Genomic DNA, 19170 nt, shown 5'->3' with positions numbered 1-19170 from the left:
TCAGTCGCTTTCGGGAAGCCTTACCACCAGCACGGGGATCTTCGACTGCTGCATCACCTTGCGGGCCGTGCTTCCGAGGAACATCTGCGCCAGCCGGCCGTGACCCTGGGTGCCCATGACGATCAGGTCGCAGTTCAACCGCTCCGCTGTTTCGATGATCAGGTCAACGGGCTGCCCTCTTTTCACCACCACGTCATCCAGAATGAAGGACTGGTTTTCAAAATTTTCCGCCACATTCCGGAACAGGTGCTTCAGCGCCTCCGTCATGGCCGGATTGTCTTCATGCTGCTTGGCGATGATCATGTTTCTGGCCTCGTCCTCGGTCCGCTTTTTGATCCGTTCCCATTCCTGGGGTCCGACATGGTACCGGACCGCGGCATCCATGCCCGGGGATTCGTCGATGGCGTGAACGATGGTGATGCCCGCGCCGTAGGTGTGCGAGAGGCTGACCGCAAAGGCCAGGGCCTGGCGGGCGCTGTCGGACAGGTCCGTGGCGTAGAGTATTTTTTTGATTGAAATCTTGGGAAGAATCATAACTGTTCTCCTTATCTAAAGAGCAGGGTGGGCAGCCACAGGGAAATGGCCGGCACGTAGGTGATCAGGATCAGGTAGAGCATCATCACCAGGATCCAGGGCGCGCAGGCCTTGGTCGTCTCGGTGAGCCCCAGGTGGGAGATGCCCGACGCCACGTACAGGTTGAGGCCGACCGGCGGCGTGATCATGCCGATTTCCATGTTCACCGTCATGAGAATGCCAAGGTGAATAGGGTCGATCTTGAGGTGCATGGCCATGGGGAAAAGGAGCGGCGCCGTGATCAGGAGAATCGAGGAGGGCTCCATGAAGTTGCCCGCCGCCAGGAGCAGGAGGTTGACCATGATCAGAAAGCCGACCGATCCCAGGCCCATGCCGCTGATCCATGCGCTGAGCTGCTGCGGGATCTGCTCGGAGGTCAGCAGGAAGGAGAAGAGAACGGCGTTGGTGATGATGTAGAGGATCATGGCCGACATGTTGGCGGCGGCCAGGAGGGTTTTCGGCACCTCCTTGAGGGTCATGTCGCGATAGATATAGACCGCCACGATAAAAGCATAGACCGCGCTCATGGCCGCTGCCTCGGTGGGCGTGAAGATGCCGGTGTAGATCCCGCCGATGACCACGATGATGAGGGCGAGTCCCCAGACGCTCTCGCGAAAGGCCTTCACCATCGTTGTGAAACTCGCCTTGGGCAGGCGCGGGTAGTCGCGCTTCTTGGCCACGAACCAGGTCACGAACATCAGGAGCGCCGCCAGAAGAAGGCCGGGGATGATTCCTGCGATGAAGAGTTCGCCGATGGAGGCGTTGGTGGAGACCGCGTAGATGACCATGACGATGGACGGGGGAATCAATATCCCCAGCCCGCCCGAGGTGCCGATGACGCCGACGCCGAACTTCATCGGGTATCCCTGCTTGACCATGGCGGGAAGGAGAATGGAGCCGATGGCGACCACGGTTGCGGGGCTCGAACCGGAGACCGCGGCAAACAGGGCGCAGGCCAGCACGCCGCCCAGGGCGAGGCCGCCGCGAAGGTGGCCCACCAAGGCCGTCGCGAAATTGATCATGCGCCGGGCCACGCCGCCGTGGGTGAGAAAATTGCCGGCGAGGATAAAGAAGGGAATGGCCATGATCTCGAATTTTTCAATCCCGGTGAAGAGCTTCATGGCGACCGCCTCGATCGGCACCTGGGTCATGGTGAAGAGAAAGGTGAGAACCGTCAGTCCAAGGGAGATGGATATGGGCATGCCGGTCAGCATCAGCACGGTCAGCAACCCGAAGATAATGAGTGCGGTCATGATTTGCCTCCTTGTGCGCCAAGCGGCTGAAAACCGTTTCCGTCGGTATCGTCGAGACCCTCGACATGGCCTGCGTCGTGATGGGGCAGCTCGCCCGAGCGGATGAAATTCCGGATGACCTGGAGGAAGCGGAAGCACATGAGATAGGAGCCGAGCGGGACGGCCAGATAGAAGATCCACACCGGCCATTCCAGGTCGGGGGAGACCGGGCCTTCCGTCAGATCGGGCCAGTCGAAGCCGAAGGTCGAGGCCACGGCGTAGCGCATGCCCACCTCCCAGACGAATTGCCAGCCCAGGGTGCCGATGATGGCGGTGAACAGCGCCCCGCCGCTCAGGCCGATGACGACGAACTTGGCGCGGGTTTTGTCCCGGAGGCTGTTGATGAAGACGTCGACGCCCACATGGATCCCGGTGCGCACCCCATAGGCGGCGCCGAATTTCGCCATCCAGACGAACATATAAATGCACAGTTCCTGGGCCCAGCTCGTGTTGAGGGTGAGCAGCCAGTCCTGAACCCCGGGAATGGGCCAGCCGCTGGCGTAACGGTGCAATACGGCAATAAAAATAATGATGGTTGCGGCGCCGATCAGGGTGGCAACCAGCCATTCCTCAAGATGATCGAGAAATTTTACAAACATTTGCAGGAAGTTGGACATATCCCTGGGCCCTCCGAATGAATGGTGATGACAGCGGCGTGCATGCCGCGGATGCCGACGCACCATTGTGCTTCGGCATCCGCCTGCGTGTCGGGTGTGCGGCCTATTTCTTGAAGCCGGTTGCCTGGTAGACTTCCTGAATCAGATCCTTGCCGATGCGACCAGCCATCTTGTCGTGAACCGGCAGGAGTTTGGCCTTCCATTCCGCGAGCTGCTCCGGCGTGAGGGAGATCAGTTCGGACTTTCCGGATGCCTTCACGGACGCCATGTCCTTTTCGTTTTGTTCCTTGGCGATGTTGTTGGCGAAGATGGTGGCGTCCGCCATGGCGCTGTCAAGCTGGGTCCGGATATCCGCGGGCAGTCCTTCCCAGAACTTCTTGTTGACGATGACGGCGTACCCCAGGTAGCCGTGATCGGAGAGGGTGACATATTTCTGGACTTCAAACATTTTCTGGGTGTAGAGGTTCGACGGCGGGTTCTCGCAACCATCAACGACGCCCGTCTGCAGCGCCTGATAGACCTCGGAGAATGCCAGTACCTGGGGAATGGCGCCCAACGCACGCATCTGGGCATCCAGGATCTTGGAGGACTGGATGCGCATCTTTATGCCTTTGAAATCGGCGGGCACCCGGAGCGGCTTGTTGGCGCTCATGACCTTGAAGCCGTTGTCCCAGTAAGACAGCCCGAGAAGGCCCTTGGGCTCCAGCATGGTGAGCAGCTTCTTGCCGATGGGGCCGGTGGTCACCTTGTGCAGGTCTTCATAGTTGGTGAAGATATAGGGAAGGTCGAACATCTCGAATTCCTTGACCCCCAGCGGTGCGAATTTGGCCAGGGACGGCGCCAGCATCTGAACCGAGCCCATCTGAAGCGCTTCCATCTCTTCCTTGTCCTTGTAAAGCTGGCTGTTCGGGTAGACCTCGACCTTCACGGCGCCGTTGGTGCGTTCTTCCGCCAGCTTCTTGAAATAATCGGCGGCCATCCCCTTCGGGGTGTCCGTGGCCACGACATGGCTGAATTTGATGACGATCGGTTCGGCCATGGCCGTTGACGCAGCCGCGATCACCATGGCGGCGACTGCTGCAAATACGATGCCTTTTTTCATATGCTTCTCCTTTGTTTCATGTTTTGAGTGTGGGTTTCACAAGCGGGGCTTGCATGAAAAGTTGCCTAACACTATAGAATTGCAGCGAGAGCGTCAATCAGAAGGGTTCTGAATCTTATGTCGGATTTTTTCTTACCGGTGGGTCTTGAGGGGGCTTCCGGGCGCGGGGCCTGATGAGGCGGCGGGCGAAACCCTGTTGCCCGGTCCAAACCCGGAAGTCAATTCGTTTTTCACATGCGGAATTGAATCAGGCTTGTTGAGTTTGCGGGATTGACGTATGCTTATATGATAAATATTATCATATTGGACAAAATGACAAGCTCCATGTACAAAATCGAGCAATGAACGCGAATATCTCCTTCTGAAGCGACGACGGCCCGGATGCCCCTGCGATCGCCCTCCAAGGATTTGACGGCGCAATCCGCTGAAATAACCTAATAATATGAAGAAATATTTACAATCAACGGTTCCATATCATCCATCGTGGCGCATGCGGGCGGCCTTGCCGCTGTTCATTGCGTTGACGATGTTGCTTTTTTCCAGCCCAGGGTCCCGGGCGGCGGAGTCGCCCAAGCGCGTCCTCCTTCTCGACTCATTCGGTCGCGATGTCAGCCCCCTCAGTGATGTCATTTCAATCTTCCGGACGGAGCTCTCCTCACGATCGCCTGAGGCGATCGACCTGCAAGAAGTCAATCTTGGAATGGCCTGGTTCACTCAACCTGAACAGGAGGCGCCTTTTGTCAATTTTCTCAAGGAGCGTTTTTCGGGATACGCTCCTGATCTGGTGGTCTCCTTCGGCGGGTCGGCGTTTTCTTTTCTGGCGCGTCATCGGGAGTATCTTTTTCCATCCATACCGGTATTGATTGTCGGCGCGGCGGAACAGGTTCTGGATGCGGGACCGGTTCTCGGGAATGCCGCCGTACTTCCCTTGCAGATCAATCTGCGAGGGGTGATGGAAGACATTCTGCAGGTCCTCCCCGATACAAGGAACGTCTACGTTGTTTTGGGCGCTTCCGCCCGTGAAAGGTTCTGGGGTGACCAATGCCGGCGCGAATTTTCCGCTTTTTCCGACCGATTGAATTTTTCATACCTGGACCATCTGTCGGTAAAAAACATAAAACGTCGCGTCGCCGCGCTGCCGGAGAATTCCGCGATATTTTTCGCTATCATGATCGTTGACGCGGCTGGAACGTCGTTCGACCCGCGTGAGGCACTGAAAGTGATCATCGCGGACGCAAACGCACCCGTATTCGCTCTGTTCGAAAGTTTCTTGGGATCCGGGACCGTCGGGGGTCGACACACGCACGAACGCGGCCACGGATTATGGGCGGCGGAGGCCGCTTTGCGTATCCTTGACGGAGAGCCGGCAACCGGCATATCCATGCCGAAGCCGCCATCCGATGCTGCGGCGTTTGACTGGCGGGCGCTCCAGCGGTGGCGGATCGATGAGCGCCGACTGCCCAGGGGCAGCCAGGTCTATTTCCGTCAGCCGTCCCTATGGGCGCTGTACCATTGGCATATCGTCGGGGGAGCCGGGTTGCTGGTCTTTCAGGCGGTGTTGATTGCAAGACTTCTTTTTCAGAAGCGCCGCCGGGATGCTGCCGAACGGGAGCTCGCGAAAAGCGAAGAGAGGCTTCGCATGATCACGAATGCCCTGCCGGTGCTGATCGCCTATGTGGACGCGGACCATCGCTACCGGTTCAATAATGACGCATACAAGGCGTGGTTCGGTGTCAGTCCGGAAGAGGCATTGGGGCGGACCATCCGGGAAGTGGCCGGGGAGCGATTCTACAGAAGCGTTCTTCCGTATATCGAGAGGGCGCTGTCGGGTGAACGCGTTCGATACGTCCAGGATATCGATCTGGGTGATGGACGCCTCATTTACATGGATGCCGTTTATGTGCCGGACGTGGATGATCGCGGGGTTGTGAACGGGTTCTATGTTCTGGCGATAGACGTCACGGAACAGCATCTCGCCCGGCAGGAATCCAGGCGCCTGCAGGATGAACTGCTCCACGCCGGCCGCATCTCCACCATGGGTGAGCTGGCCGGATCGCTCGCCCATGAGATCAACCAGCCGCTCAGCGCCATCATGAGCAATGCCCAGGCGGCCAAAAGGTACCTCAACGCCCCGACGCCGGACATCGAGGAGGTGAATGAGATCCTGGACGATATCGTAAAGGACGACGCCCGGGCCGGTGAAGTCATCAACGGCCTTCGGACACTGCTAAAAAAGACAAAACCGGTTTTTGAACCGGTGGACCTCAATGTGATTTTCCGCGAGGTGGTCGGGCTTCTTCACACCGATGCCGTAATGCGCAATGTCAGGGTTTCCTTTGAACTCGACGCCCGTCTTCCTCCGGTGCCGGGTGACCGGATTCAGCTCCAGCAGGTCGCCCTGAACCTGTTGCTGAACGCCTTCGATGCCATGGACAATGGATCGCGGGAAGTGCGGCGGCTGCGGATTTGGACCCGCCTGGAAGCGCCGCAGGTCCTGGCGGCTGTTGCGGACAGCGGAACAGGCATCCCGACGGAAGAATCTGAAAGGATCTTCAATTCTTATTACACATCCAAACCGCAGGGGCTGGGCATGGGGCTGTCCATCAGCCGTTCCATTATTCACCGGCATAAGGGAAGCATCTGGTTTGAAAACAATTCCGACGGGGGGGCGACGTTTTATGTCAGCCTTCCTGTGGCAACCGATGGACAGATCTCAGGATGAACATCACAGAATGCCTTCCCACTGTTTTTGTGGTGGATGATGATCCCTCATTTCGGAGGAGCCTGGTGCGCCAGATCCGGTCGGCCGGCTACCAGACGGAAAGCTTCGCTTCGGCGGATGAATTCCTGGATCACTGGCGACAGGACCCCGCACCCGGCTGCCTGTTGCTCGACATCCTGATGCCCGGCCTGGATGGATTCCAGCTCCAGCAGAAGATGCAGGCTTCGGGTGCCTCGATCCCCATCATCTTCATCACCGGTCAAGGCGACATCCCGATGTCCGTCAAGGCCATGAAAGCGGGTGCGGTGGATTTTCTGCCCAAGCCCATCCGTGACGACGATCTTTTCAACGCCGTGCGGCAGGCGCTCCAATACGATGAAGAGCGGCGCGCCCAGCGCGCGGAACATGAAGCCGTCGAGAAGCGCTATGCGGTGCTGACCCCGCGGGAACGCGAGGTGATGGTGCTGGTGGTCCGCGGCATGCTGAACAAGCAGATCGCCTTTGAACTCGGGACCAGCGAGAAAACCATTAAAATCCACCGGGGCCGCGTGATGGAAAAAATGAATGCCCAGTCCCTCGCGGATCTCGTTCGCATCGCACAAAAACTCGGTCCGAGCGGCGGCCCTGCCTGACATAGGACCAAGGTCCTATATCCACGGCGCTGTGATGGCTGATATGGAACCCATGACAAGGGCGCCGCTTTTTGTCTGGAGCCCTTCTTATTCCCTGCCGTCGATCAAGAGAGCCACTTTATTTGACGCTGTCCAACAAAGAGAAAGGAAGTCGTATGAAGAGGGAAAGCAATCCCTGCGGGAGCCCCGCAGGTGACGCCGTTCCCGGAGCGGTGCCTGCGCCCGGCCGAAGGGGCGGTGCGGGGCATCTCATCCGGCGAACCGTCCTGGCGGCGGGCATCTGCCTGGTGCTTGGATGGATGTCGGTGTCCGCCTCAAGCGCCGAGGGCATCGATCCGGAAGCGGACAAGGTCCTGCGGTCGATGTCGGCCTATCTGGGGGGGCTGCGCGCCTTCAGCGTGGATGTCGATATCGACAACGAACACATCGATACGAACGGGCAAAAGCTTCAGCTCAGCAGCTTCGCGTCGCTTGTGGCCGAGCGCCCCGGAAAGCTGTACATGTATCGGTGGGGGGTCTTCGCCGACACGGAGTTCATTTTTAACGGCAAGGTCCTGACCCTCTATGGCAAGGACCGCAACGCCTATCTCCAGATCGACAGCCCCGGAAGCATCGATGACGCCATAGAAACCGTCCGCAGCGAGATCGGACTCGACGCACCGGGAGCGGACCTGCTCTATGCCGATCCCTATTCCGGACTGATCGACGGCGTGCAGAGCGCCACCTATTTCGGCATGGTCTATGTCAACGGCCTCGAATGCCATTACCTGGCCTTTCGGGAGGCCGAGGTAGACTGGCAGCTCTGGGTCCAGGCCGGCGACGCGCCCTTTCCGGTCAAGTACGTGATCACCACGAAGTGGGTCACCGGCGCCCCCCAGTACGCGGTCCGGTTCTACAACTGGAATGCGACGCCGGCGATTCCGTCCGGGCGCTTCAACTTCAATCTCCCCGGCGGGGCCAAAAAAATCGAGTCCGTCCGGGTAAACCCGGTCGGTGAAGCGATGTTGACGGAGGAGGCGCAATGATGACGAGGAAAACCGCATTCAAGGCAATGGCAATGGCAGTCGGTCTCATCGCCGGGGGCCTTTTATCGGACGGCGGGCTCCCGGAAGGGTGGGGGGTCGGCAACGCCCAGGCCGTCATCGGCAGGCCGTTAACCCCGGGCAGCGTGGCCGGCGTCGCCCGGCGCACGACCCGCAGGGTAATCCGCCGGTCGACCATCTATGCCGCGTCCCTCCCCTCGGGATGCCGGACCGTCATCGTAAACGGCGCAACACTCTGGCAGTGCGGCGGCACCTATTACCAGGCCCACAACAATCAGTACGTCGTCGTATACGTCGATTGAGCCGGCCCGGCGGATCATCATCTTTGACCGCTGCAGCAGGCTGAGGGTCTGAACCAAGGAAACGGAAGAATCGATTGCCTGTCATCGCGCCATTCGTTCATGTTGTCGACGACGACCCTTCAGTGGCCAGGGCGTTGAAGCGATTGCTGCACGCCTGGGGAATGCGGGTACGGACATTTGAATCCGGCGGTGCGTTTCTTTCGGCCCTGGGAAATCGCCAGGATGTGGATTGCCTGGTGATCGATGTTCAGATGCCGGGAATGACCGGCCGTGAGGTTCAGGAACGCATGAACCGGGCAGGAATGGATGTGCCGGTTATTTTTATCACCGCCCACGGAGACGATGGGATCGAAGAGGATGCCTTGAAGGCCGGCGCAGCCGGTTTTCTGCGAAAACCCTTTACGGAGGAAGCGCTGGTGGGCCTGATCCGGAAGGTGTTGGGCCAACGACGGAAGTCGCCTGAAGGAGCCGGGGGGAACAGCGGAGAGAAAACCGGGAATCAGTCGTAAGTGAGGAGGGTTGATTGGATGGCTATCATCAATATACTAAACCGGAGTCAAGAAAGGAGAAGTCCATGAAACATGTTTTTCTGATCGCCTGCGTGGTGATGATGTCCTTTGGCGTTGCCGGAAGCCTGTCCGCGGAGGAGAATATCATCGAGACCGTCTCCAACGGCTGCAAATCCGAGATCGAAACCTACTGCAAGGATGTGACGCCCGGCGAGGGGCGGGTCCTTGCATGCCTCTATGCCCATCAGGATAAGCTCTCCGGAAAATGCGATTATGCGCTGTACGATGCGGCTTCAAGGCTCGAAAGGGCGGTGGCGGCCCTGGGGTATGTCGCCAATGAGTGCGAAGCGGATTTGATGACTTACTGCGCTGATGTTCAGGTGGGCGAGGGGCGCGTGCTGGAGTGCCTGAAAAAAAACGACGCCAAGGTGAGCAAGCGGTGCAAGGGCGCGCTCAAGGAAGTCGGGCTGAAATAAAGCCAAATGGGAAACGCCTGCGGTCAGGCGGACCTGCCTGCAGGTGCGACTGAACCCCGGGCGATTGAAGCCGGCGAACTTTTTTTCCAGCAGGGGGAACAGAAATGGCAGACGCAGCAAAATTTGAAAAAATCGAGACGCTCAAGAACGGCACCGTGGCGAGAATCCGGTCCATCCGGGCCGACGACAAGAACCGGCTTGCCGAGGCTTTCCGGAACCTTGAAGCCGAATCGATCTACACGCGGTTTTTTCACCACAAAAAAGCCTTGACCGATGCCGAACTCAAGACCGCCACCGAGGTTGATTTCGAAAACGTGGTCGCCCTGGTGGTCACGGTCGGGGAGGGGGAAGGCGAGGTGATCATCGGCGCAGGGCGCTATGCGGTCCTCCCCGCCGAAGGTCCGATCCGAAGCGCCGAGGTGGCCTTTGCCGTGGAGGAGGATTATCACGGCCAGGGGATCGCCGGCCGTCTGATGCGGTACCTTGCCGGCATTGCCCGGGAAAAGGGGCTTTCCCAGCTCGAGGCGGAGGTGCTTGCGGAAAACAAGGCCATGATCCGCGTATTCGAGCGCAGCGGCCTCCCCGTGAAACGGAAGTTTGAAGGCGGAACGCTGCATGTAACGATGTCGCTCGCGGAGGCTGCCGCCTGATCCAGGAAGCCGTCGCGTCTTAAAGAAAGGGGATGACCATGTCCAACGCCATTGTCGTGCTCAACGCGGGTTCGTCGAGCATCAAATTTTCACTGTTTCTGGAAAAAGACGGAAACCTGGAACTGGACATCCGGGGTCAGATCGAAGGCATTTACACCGGCGCACGATTTGTTTCGAAGACGCCGGATGGTGCGGTGAAAGCCGAAAATTCCTGGCCCGACGGCGTCGCGCTGGGGCATGACGGGGCGCTCGACCACCTGATCGCCCACCTGCGGTCGGAGATTTCGGACGACCGGCTCATCGGCATCGGGCACCGGGTGGTGCACGGCGGATTGGCCTACACGCAGCCGGTCCGGGTGGATGCGGAGGTGCTGAAGGTCCTGGAAACCTTCGTTCCGCTGGCCCCCCTGCATCAGCCCCACAATCTCGCGCCGATCCGCCGGGCGCTGGAGCAAGCTCCCGATCTGCCGCAGGTGGCCTGCTTCGACACCGCTTTTCACCGAAGCCAGCCCGAGGTGGCCCAGATGTTCGCCCTGCCGGCCGAACTGCGGGAGGCGGGGGTCATGCGGTACGGGTTCCACGGCTTGTCCTACGAGTACATCGCCTCGGTCCTGCCCGACATCTCGCCGAAGGCGGCCAAGGGAAGGTGCGTCGTGCTTCACCTGGGCAACGGGGCGAGCATGTGCGCCCTGGAGGCGGGGCGGAGCATTGCCAGCACCATGGGGTTCACGGCGGTCGAAGGCCTGCCGATGGGCACGCGCAGCGGCACGCTCGATCCCGGCGTGATCCTCTATCTCATGGACCAGCGCGGGATGGATGCCCGCGCCATCGAAAAACTCCTTTACACCCAATCGGGACTGCTGGGCGTTTCCGGCATATCCAGCGACATGCGCACGCTGCTTGCGAGCGGGGAGCCGCCGGCCAGGCTTGCCGTCGATCTTTTTCTGTATCGCATCCGCCGCGAGCTCGGCTCATTGGCGGCGGCGCTGGGAGGACTGGATGCCATCGTGTTTACCGGGGGTATCGGGGAAAACGCCCCGATCATCCGCAGCCGCGTCTGCCAAAACGCCGCATGGCTGGGCGTCGCAACCGACGAAGGGGCCAACGATGGCGGCCGGGGACGCATCAGCACCGGCGTAAGCCGCGTCGAGGTCCATGTCATCCCGACGGACGAGGAATTGATGATCGCGCGCCACACCCGGCGCCTGCTTGAAGCAAGCCAAGGAGGATTCCAATGAAAACAGACCTGCCGCGACCGATTCTGAAAGACAAAAAGGCCCTGGTGGTCGGCATCGCCAACGAACACTCCATCGCCTACGGCTGCGCCAAGGCCTTCCGTGAAGTTGGCGCCGACGTGGCGGTCACCTATCTCAACGACAAGGCAAAACCCCATGTCGAGCCCCTGGCCCAGGAGCTGGAGGCGGCGATGCTCCTGCCGTTGGATGTTTCCAAACCCGGCGAACTGGAAGCCGTGTTCGATCGCATCGGGCGGGAGTGGGGGCGTCTCGACATCCTCGTGCATTCCATCGCGTTCGCTCCCAAAGCGGACCTGCAGGGCGGCCTGTTGAACTGCTCCGCCGAGGGGTTCTCGGCCGCGATGGACATCTCCTGCCACTCCTTTATCCGCATGGCGCTTCTGGCGGCGCCGCTGATGAAGGACGGCGGGACCCTCTTTGCCATGAGCTACCACGGGGCCCAGAAGGTGGTGCCCAACTACAACGTGATGGGGCCGGTCAAGGCGGCCCTGGAGGCGGTCTGCCGCTACCTGGCCTACGAACTCGGCTCCCGGAAGATCCGTGTGCACGCGATCTCGCCGGGTCCGCTCAAGACGCGGGCCGCCTCGGGGCTCAAGGACTTCGACCGGATGCTGAATGACGCCGTCGAGCGCTCTCCGGTCGGCGAACTGGTGGACATCATGGATGTGGGGTTCACCTGCGCCTTCCTGGCGACGCCGTTCGCGCGGCGCCTCACCGGCCAGACCGTGTATGTCGACGGCGGCGCCGGCATCATGGCCTGAGCCGGATGTCTCCGCCCGGCACCGGATGACATTCGCATTTTCGCGGATTACAAAATAATCTAAACAATAAGGAAAGTTACATGACAGAGACAAAGAAGGTCAATCCAATCCTTGGATCCAAGGACCTGATGGAATACCTTGTCGACGCCGGACAGCGGACGGTGCTGTACTGGGACGTGATGCGGCAGCGCGGCAATCAGTACCTGGCGCGCATGGCGGAGAAGGTCCCCCACGTGCTGCAGTTCAACCATCACCTGATCCTGGACGGTCGGACCCTTCCCCGGCCCGTGAATTACGGGATCATCAAAATAGATCCGCCCGAAGGGACGGTCATCGACGACCGAAAGCGGCCCTTCGTGGTGATCGATCCGCGTGCGGGCCACGGCCCGGGCATCGGCGGCTTCAAGGCCGACAGCGAGATCGGCGAAGCCCTGGGCGCGGGACATGCCTGTTACTTTATCGGGTTTACGCCGGTGCCTGAACCGGGGCAGACCATCGAGGCCGTAATCGAGGCGTGGGCGGTCTTCCTCGAACGGGTCGCGGAGCTGCACCCGGCGGCAGAGGGCAAACCGGTGGTGATCGGCAACTGCCAGGCGGGGTGGGCGCTCATGATGCTGGCGGCAAAGCGCCCGGGGCTCTGCGGCCCGATCATCGTGGCCGGATCGCCCATTTCCTACTGGGCGGGGGTGCGCGGTGTCAACCCCATGCGGTATACCGGCGGCCTGCTGGGGGGGAGCTGGCTGACGTCCATGATGAGCGACCTGGGGCATGGGAATTTCGACGGCGCCTGGCTGGTGCAGAACTTCGAGAGTCTCAACCCGGCCAACACCCTCTGGTCAAAGCAGTACAACCTCTACGCCAACATCGACAAGGAGGCGCCCCGCTATCTGGGCTTCGAACGATGGTGGGGCAGGCACGTGATATTGACCGGCGATGAAATGCAGTATATCGTCGACAACCTCTTCGTCGGCAACAAGCTCAGCAATGCGGAGATGGTGACCGAAGACGGCGTGAAGCTGGATTTCAGAAAGATCCGCTCCCCCATCGTTTGCCTGTGCTCCAAGGGCGACGACATCACGCCGCCCCAACAGGCCCTCGGCTGGATCCTGGACCTGTACGGCAGCGATGAGGACATTCTGGCCGCGGGCCAGACGATTGTCTACGCGGTGCATGAGACCATCGGGCACCTGGGGATCTTCGTGTCGGGCAGCGTCGCCAAAAAAGAGCATCAGGAGTTCGCCGAAAACATCGATCTTATCGATTGTCTGCCCCCCGGCCTCTATGAAGCCGTCTTCCAGACGAAAGCGGCGGATGTCGCAAATGTCGATCTGGTCACCGGAGGCTATATCTCCCGTTTCGAGCGGCGAACCCTGGCGGACATCCGCGCCATGGGCGGGAACACCCCCGAAGATGAGCGCTGTTTTGCGGCCGTGGCCCGGTTGTCTGAAGTTACCCAGGGCCTCTACCGCACCACGATGCAGCCCATGATCCGCGCCCTGTCCACTGAACAGAGCGCCGAAGGGCTGCGCCGCATGCACCCGCTGCGGCTGGGGTACGAGCTTTTCTCCGACCGCAACCCGGCCATGCAGCCCCTGGCTTCGGCGGCGGAAACCGTCAAGGAGAACCGTCAGCCGGCCGCGGGCGACAACCCCTTCCTGCAGTGGGAAAAGGGATTCTCCGACTGGATGACCCGGGGCCTCAAGGCCTATGGGGACTGGCGGGACATGATGGTGGAGCAGGTTTTCTTCGGCGTCTACAGCCAGTCCTGGCTCCAGGCCCTGCTGGGTCTGCGGGCGTCGGACGGGCCGCCCAGAAATCGTCCCGGCGAGGACCCGGAACATGCGGCCTTCGTTCAGCGCCGGATCGAGGAATTGAAGGCCAAAATGGACCAGGGGGGACCGCGTGAGGCGGCGATCCGTGCCCTGATCTACATACGCTTGCCCGAAAACGCAGCCGACGAACGGGGATTTGAGATGCTTCGCCGGATCCGCGCCGAACATGGCGCGGGAAAACCCCTGACCGAATTCAAGCAGGACCTTCGCGAACAGTACTATATGCTCCGACTGGACGAACGCCGGGCCGTGGCGGCCATCCCCTCCCTGCTCACGGGCCGTGAGGACGAGGCCCGGAAGCTGCTGGAGGTTGTGCGCAAGGTCGTCACCGCCGGCGGACCATTGCAAGACGAGGCACAAAGGCGCCTTGCCGAGATGGAGAGACTGTTCACCTCCCCGCCGCCGGCCGGGGGTCCCGAGGACCATTCTTGAAACGCTTCAGCACAGGAGGTTCGCGCCAATGATCACCAACAAGACGTTCGATGAAATCCAGATCGGTGACACCGCCCGAATGGAACGGATGTTGACCAAGCAGGATATCGACGGGTTCGGGCTGCTGTCGGGCGACATGAACCCGACGCATTTCAGCGACGAGTACGCGCAGATGCTTTTGTCGCGTCACAAGCTGGTCGGCCACAGCATGTGGGGCGGGGCGCTGATATCGAGCCTGCTGGGAAACGACCTGCCGGGTCCCGGCACGGTCTACCAGTCTCAACATTTCGATTTCCACAATGCGGTGGAGTTGGACGACACGCTCATCATCACCGTGACCGCCAGATCCAAGAACGCCGTGGACGGGACGGTGGTGTTCGACTGCCGGGCGGTCAATCAGCGGGGTGAGGATGTCATCACCGGCATCGCCAGGGTCAAGGCCCCGACAAATAAGCCCACCGATGCCGGATCCCCCTACGCCACAATGCAACTGCACCACAAAACCGCTTTCAAAAGACTGATCGACTACGTCGATGACTGGGATCCGATTCCTGTCGCCGTATGTCATCCCTGCAGCAAGGAGGCCCTGGAAGGCGCCGTCGATTCCGCCAGGGCCAACGTGATCGATCCCATCCTGGTGGGGCCAGAAGCCAAAATCCGCGCCCTGGCCGAGAGCCTGAAGCTGGACATCAGCCCTTACCGCGTCATGGACGCGCTCCACAGTCATGACGCGGCCGTAAAAGCCGTGGCGCTGTGCCGATCGGGCGAGGCGGAAGCGCTCATGAAGGGCAGCCTGCATACCGACGAGTTGATGAGCGCCGTGGTCCCGTCGGCTACGGGGCTGCGCACCGAGCGGCGGATCAGCCATGTTTTCGTTATGGATGTGCCCACCTATCCACGGCCCCTGTTCATCACCGACGCGGCCATCAACATCTACCCGACCCTGGAGGACAAGATCCATATTCTCAAGAATGCCATCCAGCTTGCCCACGCGCTCCACATTCCCCAGCCCAAGGTGGCCATTCTCTCGGCCGTGGAAACGGTGAACCCGAAGATTCCCTCCACCGTCGAAGCCGCCGCCTTGTGCAAAATGGCGGATCGCGGTCAAATTGAAGGAGCGCTCCTCGACGGCCCCCTGGCATTTGACAACGCCATCAGCAAAGAGGCCGCCCTGATCAAGGGGATCCATTCGCCGGTGGCCGGTGAGGCGGACATCCTTCTGGCACCGGACCTGGAGGCCGGCAACATGCTGGCCAAACAGCTGGCCTATCTTGGCAGGGCCGATTCGGCCGGCATCGTTCTCGGGGCACGGGTCCCCATTATTCTGACCAGCCGGGCGGATTCGGCCGAAGCCAGGCTGGCGTCCTGCGCCGTTGCGGCGGCGTTTGCCCATCACCTGCGTCAAGATCAGCAGGTGAAGAGAAGCCTTCAGGGGTGAGGACGGGAAAAGCATGAGGGGATATAAGTGACAAGAATCAAAAGCGATATCACCCAAACCGTTCTTGCGGTGCTCTTCATCGGTGCGATGATGGGCACCGCGATATGGATCCTGAAACCCTTTATCGGGGCCGCGATCTGGGCGGTGACGATCGTGACGGCGACATGGTCGTTGATGATTTCCATTCAGAACCGGCTCTGGGGCCGTCGGTCGCTGGCGGTGGCGGTGATGACCCTGATCCTGCTCTGCGTCCTGGTGCTGCCGCTCTGGCTGGCCATCGGCACCATCGTGTCGAATGCCGACCGAATTTCCGGCTGGATGGGTGCCCTTACCGCCTTCGAGATACCGCCGCCGCCGGCATGGCTTGCGCATCTGCCGCTTTTCGGCCCCGATCTGGCGGCGGCATGGGAGAAGGTTCTGCTTACGGAGCTTCAGGTTTTCATCAAAAAACTTGCCCCATACGGGGGCACGGCCCTCCGATGGTTCGCCTCGGAGGTGGGCGGCTTCGGCGCCCTGGTCCTGCAGTTTCTGCTTACGGTGGTGCTGGCCTCCCTGCTGTATGCCAGGGGAGAGCAAGCGGGCTCCTGGATCAGACGTTTTGGACGCCGTTTGGGCGGCGTGCGCGGAGAACATTCGATCCGGCTGGCCGGACAGGCCGTGCGCGGCGTCGCCCTCGGCGTGGTGGTGACCGCGCTGGCCCAGTCGGTCCTGGGCGGCCTGGGCCTCGCCATCGCGGGCGTTCCTTTTGTGGCGGTTCTCACGGCGGTGATGTTCATGCTTGCCATCGCCCAGATCGGACCGCTCCTCGTGCTCGGGCCTTCGGTGGCCTGGCTCTACTGGACCGGCGGCACCGGGTGGGGAACCTTTCTGCTCCTGTGGACCCTGGTGGTCGGCACCATGGATAATTTTCTGCGCCCCTTTCTCATCAAGAAAGGCGCCGATCTTCCCTTTCTGCTCATCTTTACCGGTGTCGTCGGCGGCCTGATCGCCTTCGGCCTCATCGGCATTTTCGTCGGGCCGGTGGTGCTCGCCGTGGCCCACACCCTCCTGTCGGCCTGGGTCGATGAGGAGATCGCCGGGGTCGAGGAGTCCGGACATCGGGAGAGGTGAGCGGGAGGCCGGTTGGCGCGAGGCTGCATCGGTGCAGCTCGCCTGCGGTCGGTTAACATGTTCCGGCAGGACATTTTGGACAAGGAGTACCGAACACATGGGAATCATGGACAGGTGGAACCAGTATCGGGAGCTGAAAAGGAGGCAGGGCGAAAAGGAGGCGGCCGCGGCCGAATGGATCGAGCGCATGGTGCAGGAGACCGATCCTTCGATTCGAAAGGTCGAGGGATACCGGAAACAGCTCCGGACGCCCGTCGAAAACGCCCTGAGGCACGTCGACGGCGTGATCTCCGCCATCCCCGGACCTTTCCGCCTTACAGCCGATCGCTGGGACACGGACCCGCTGATGCACGCGCTGTTTGTCAACCCCGGCGACATTCAATCCCTGCTTCAAAGCTGCGCTGATCTCAAATCCTTTTTTCAGAAAAGCGGCGTGAAGACCGCCGTTGCCCTTCTAACGGCAACGAAGGTGGAGCGGACGGTTTTCGGAACGGCCCTGGAGGGTGAAATCCTGAGGCGCGACGTCGCCCAGACGGTTGTCGAATTCTACGATCACCGCGTCATTGCTCCGGGGGCGACGGAGGAGGAGAGCCGACGGGAATTGATTCCCCGCGGATTGTATCTTCTGGCGACCTACGCTCTCGAAGAGGTCATGCAGGTTCAGGCCCTCAGGGAGGAGCTGACCGCCCAGCGGAACAGTGCCGTGTTCAAAATCAAGATTCAGCAGACCCGGGACCGCGGCGTGGGGTACCTGCTGGCCGGCAGCAGCCGATCCGGGACGGAAGTCGAAAAATGGGAACAGTTCCTGGCGGAAATCGACCAGCAGCTCACGGCCCTCGGACCCGGGTCGGGAACGCCCCGAGACTATCTGCGGAAGCTGGATAACGTTTTAAGCGGCGCCGACACGGTCCTGACGGAGAAGACCCAGGAGATGCGCCTCAACTGGATGGGTGTGAAACAAGGCGGGGACGCAACCGGAAACGGCCAGGCCATTACGATGACCGAACTGGAAATTCCCAACCGGGTAAAACGGGTGGCCGTGCTGGCAACGGTTTCCGCCGGCGAATGCCTGGGTTCATGAAGGGCGTGTCAAGAGCGCCCGATGCCGTCATTCCGGAAATCCATCTGTTTTTTATCGCCGGATGGCTATAAACTCGGCTATCACAGCGTTACCACGGCGCCCACAGGCGCCGGTGAAAGATCGTCATCTCAAAAAATCGTTATGGTTAAAATGAGATAATATTAAAAATTGCGAGCAAGAAAGAGGAGGCAGCGTGAAGAGAAAGCATGTTTTGATTCTGGTTCTCATGGCTTTCGTGGCGGTGATCAGCGGGGTCGGCCACGCCGAGAAGAAAAAAACGGAAGCGCCCATGACCCCGGCGGCAGCGCCGCCGGAGGTGGCGGTGGCCGATGTGATTGAAAAATCGGTTCCCGTTTACAAGGAGTATGTGGCCACCACGGACGGAATGATGAACGCGACGATCCTGGCCCAGGTCCAGGGGTATCTGATCGCGCAGAACTACAAGGAAGGCAGTCTCGTCAAAAAGGGCGATCTGCTCTTCGAGATCGACCCGAGGCCGTTCCAGGCGTCCCTGGACGTGGCCAACGCGATTCTTGCCAGGCATCAGGCCGTGCTCAACACGGCGCAATCCACGCTCAGGCGCATCCTGCCGCTGGCCGCAGCCCGAGCGGTGAGCCAAAAGGATAAAGACGAGGCCGTGGGGCGGGTTCAGGCATCGGAAGCCGAGGTATTGGCCGCCCGGGCGGAGGTCCGCAAGGCCGAGCTGGATCTCGGCTTCACGAAAATCATATCCCCCATCGACGGCATCGCGGGCGCCGCCAGTGCCCAGATCGGAGACCTGGTCGGCACCTCCCAGTCGCAGGCGCTGACCACGGTGTCCACGGTGGACCCCATCAAGGTCTATGTGCCCATCAGCGAGCGCGAATATCTGCAGGCGGTGGAACGCATCAAAACCCGCACGGCGGAGTACACGAAAACCCAGTTCGATCTGATCCTGACCGACGGCACCATCTGGCCCCACAAGGGGACATTGGGTTTTGCCGACCGGGAGGTGGACCCGCAGACGGGGACCATCCGGGTGGCGATCCTCTTCCCCAACCCGGACAACGCCCTGCGGCCCGGGCAGTATGCCCGGGTGAAAGCCCTCATGGCAACCGAGAAGGGGGCCCTGATGGTGCCCCAGCGTGCCGTGGCCGAGCTCCAGGGGACCTACCGGGTGGCGGTGGTGGATGCCGACAACACGGTAAGGCTCCGATCCGTAAAGGTCGGTGAGCGGTTCGAGGCGTTCTGGGTCATTCAGGAAGGGCTGCGCCCCGGGGAGCGGGTTGTTGTCGAAGGCATCCAGAAGGTACGCGAAGGCGTCAAGGTGAGCCCCGTGCCCTATTCGGCAAAACCTTAGGCG

Annotated in this window: 18 protein-coding genes; 14 read left to right on the top strand and 4 right to left on the bottom strand. The window is 60.7% G+C overall.

The features are described from left to right. The 4 genes from ACEW8N_RS19140 to ACEW8N_RS19125 all read right to left on the bottom strand — a co-directional run bounded on the left by ACEW8N_RS19140 (position 1) and on the right by ACEW8N_RS19125 (position 3584). Positions 1–534: a universal stress protein gene (locus ACEW8N_RS19140; protein WP_373501466.1), complete on the bottom strand. Its 534-nt coding sequence runs from the start codon at positions 532–534 to the stop codon at positions 1–3. An 11-nt stretch (positions 535–545) separates the two neighbouring features. Further along, positions 546–1826 (bottom strand): TRAP transporter large permease, encoded by a 1281-nt coding sequence (locus ACEW8N_RS19135; RefSeq protein WP_373501465.1) that lies wholly within the window; start codon positions 1824–1826, stop codon positions 546–548. After that, the gene (locus ACEW8N_RS19130; RefSeq protein WP_373501464.1) at positions 1823–2482 is read right to left on the bottom strand and encodes a TRAP transporter small permease; all 660 of its coding nucleotides are present in this window, start codon (positions 2480–2482) and stop codon (positions 1823–1825) included. Before ACEW8N_RS19130 ends, ACEW8N_RS19135 begins: the two co-directional genes overlap by 4 nt. A 103-nt stretch (positions 2483–2585) precedes the next feature. Further along, positions 2586–3584 (bottom strand): TRAP transporter substrate-binding protein, encoded by a 999-nt coding sequence (locus tag ACEW8N_RS19125; protein ID WP_373501463.1) that lies wholly within the window; start codon positions 3582–3584, stop codon positions 2586–2588. A 1342-nt stretch (positions 3585–4926) separates the two neighbouring features. On the opposite strand from ACEW8N_RS19125, the gene ACEW8N_RS19120 reads away from it, so the two are divergent. The 14 genes from ACEW8N_RS19120 (at position 4927) to ACEW8N_RS19055 (ending at position 19167) form a co-directional block, all read left to right on the top strand. Then, complete coding sequence (locus ACEW8N_RS19120) at positions 4927–6306, top strand: sensor histidine kinase (RefSeq protein WP_373501462.1); 1380 nt, start codon at positions 4927–4929, stop codon at positions 6304–6306. Continuing rightward, entirely contained in the window at positions 6303–6938 is a 636-nt protein-coding gene (locus tag ACEW8N_RS19115) for a response regulator transcription factor (RefSeq protein WP_373501461.1), read from the top strand. Before ACEW8N_RS19120 ends, ACEW8N_RS19115 begins: the two co-directional genes overlap by 4 nt. Before the next feature lie 155 nt (positions 6939–7093). Further along, positions 7094–7963 (top strand): DUF2092 domain-containing protein, encoded by an 870-nt coding sequence (locus ACEW8N_RS19110; protein ID WP_373501460.1) that lies wholly within the window; start codon positions 7094–7096, stop codon positions 7961–7963. After that, positions 7960–8283: a hypothetical protein gene (locus ACEW8N_RS19105; RefSeq protein ID WP_373501459.1), complete on the top strand. Its 324-nt coding sequence runs from the start codon at positions 7960–7962 to the stop codon at positions 8281–8283. The genes ACEW8N_RS19110 and ACEW8N_RS19105 overlap by 4 nt, the downstream gene beginning before the upstream one ends. Positions 8284–8357: 74 nt before the next feature. Then, positions 8358–8792, top strand: a complete 435-nt coding sequence (locus ACEW8N_RS19100) for a response regulator transcription factor (RefSeq protein ID WP_373501458.1) — start codon at positions 8358–8360, stop codon at positions 8790–8792. Positions 8793–8857: 65 nt separating this feature from the next. Continuing rightward, on the top strand, positions 8858–9268 hold the full coding sequence (locus tag ACEW8N_RS19095; protein ID WP_373501457.1) for a cysteine rich repeat-containing protein: 411 nt from the start codon (positions 8858–8860) through the stop codon (positions 9266–9268). A gap of 104 nt (positions 9269–9372) precedes the next feature. Next, positions 9373–9918, top strand: coding sequence for an N-acetyltransferase family protein (locus ACEW8N_RS19090; protein ID WP_373501456.1), 546 nt, complete (start codon positions 9373–9375; stop codon positions 9916–9918). A 38-nt stretch (positions 9919–9956) separates the two neighbouring features. After that, complete coding sequence (locus ACEW8N_RS19085) at positions 9957–11156, top strand: acetate/propionate family kinase (protein WP_373501455.1); 1200 nt, start codon at positions 9957–9959, stop codon at positions 11154–11156. After that, the gene (fabI, locus tag ACEW8N_RS19080; RefSeq protein WP_373501454.1) at positions 11153–11935 is read left to right on the top strand and encodes an enoyl-ACP reductase FabI; all 783 of its coding nucleotides are present in this window, start codon (positions 11153–11155) and stop codon (positions 11933–11935) included. The genes ACEW8N_RS19085 and fabI overlap by 4 nt, the downstream gene beginning before the upstream one ends. Positions 11936–12015: 80 nt before the next feature. Beyond that, positions 12016–14199: a DUF3141 domain-containing protein gene (locus tag ACEW8N_RS19075; RefSeq protein ID WP_373501453.1), complete on the top strand. Its 2184-nt coding sequence runs from the start codon at positions 12016–12018 to the stop codon at positions 14197–14199. 28 nt (positions 14200–14227) lie between these two features. After that, positions 14228–15637 (top strand): bifunctional enoyl-CoA hydratase/phosphate acetyltransferase, encoded by a 1410-nt coding sequence (locus tag ACEW8N_RS19070; protein ID WP_373501452.1) that lies wholly within the window; start codon positions 14228–14230, stop codon positions 15635–15637. Positions 15638–15664: 27 nt separating this feature from the next. After that, on the top strand, positions 15665–16747 hold the full coding sequence (gene ydiK / locus ACEW8N_RS19065; RefSeq protein ID WP_373501451.1) for an AI-2E family transporter YdiK: 1083 nt from the start codon (positions 15665–15667) through the stop codon (positions 16745–16747). Positions 16748–16844: 97 nt separating this feature from the next. Continuing rightward, positions 16845–17828 (top strand): hypothetical protein, encoded by a 984-nt coding sequence (locus ACEW8N_RS19060; RefSeq protein ID WP_373501450.1) that lies wholly within the window; start codon positions 16845–16847, stop codon positions 17826–17828. A gap of 193 nt (positions 17829–18021) precedes the next feature. Beyond that, the gene (locus tag ACEW8N_RS19055; protein ID WP_373501449.1) at positions 18022–19167 is read left to right on the top strand and encodes an efflux RND transporter periplasmic adaptor subunit; all 1146 of its coding nucleotides are present in this window, start codon (positions 18022–18024) and stop codon (positions 19165–19167) included. Positions 19168–19170: the final 3 nt, after the last annotated feature.

The organism is Desulfococcus sp. (assembly GCF_041737845.1).
Classification (GTDB): Bacteria; Desulfobacterota; Desulfobacteria; order Desulfobacterales; family Desulfococcaceae; genus Desulfococcus.
The sequence above is the reverse complement of the archived record's forward strand: the minus strand, read 5'-3'. Positions and strand labels throughout refer to the sequence as shown.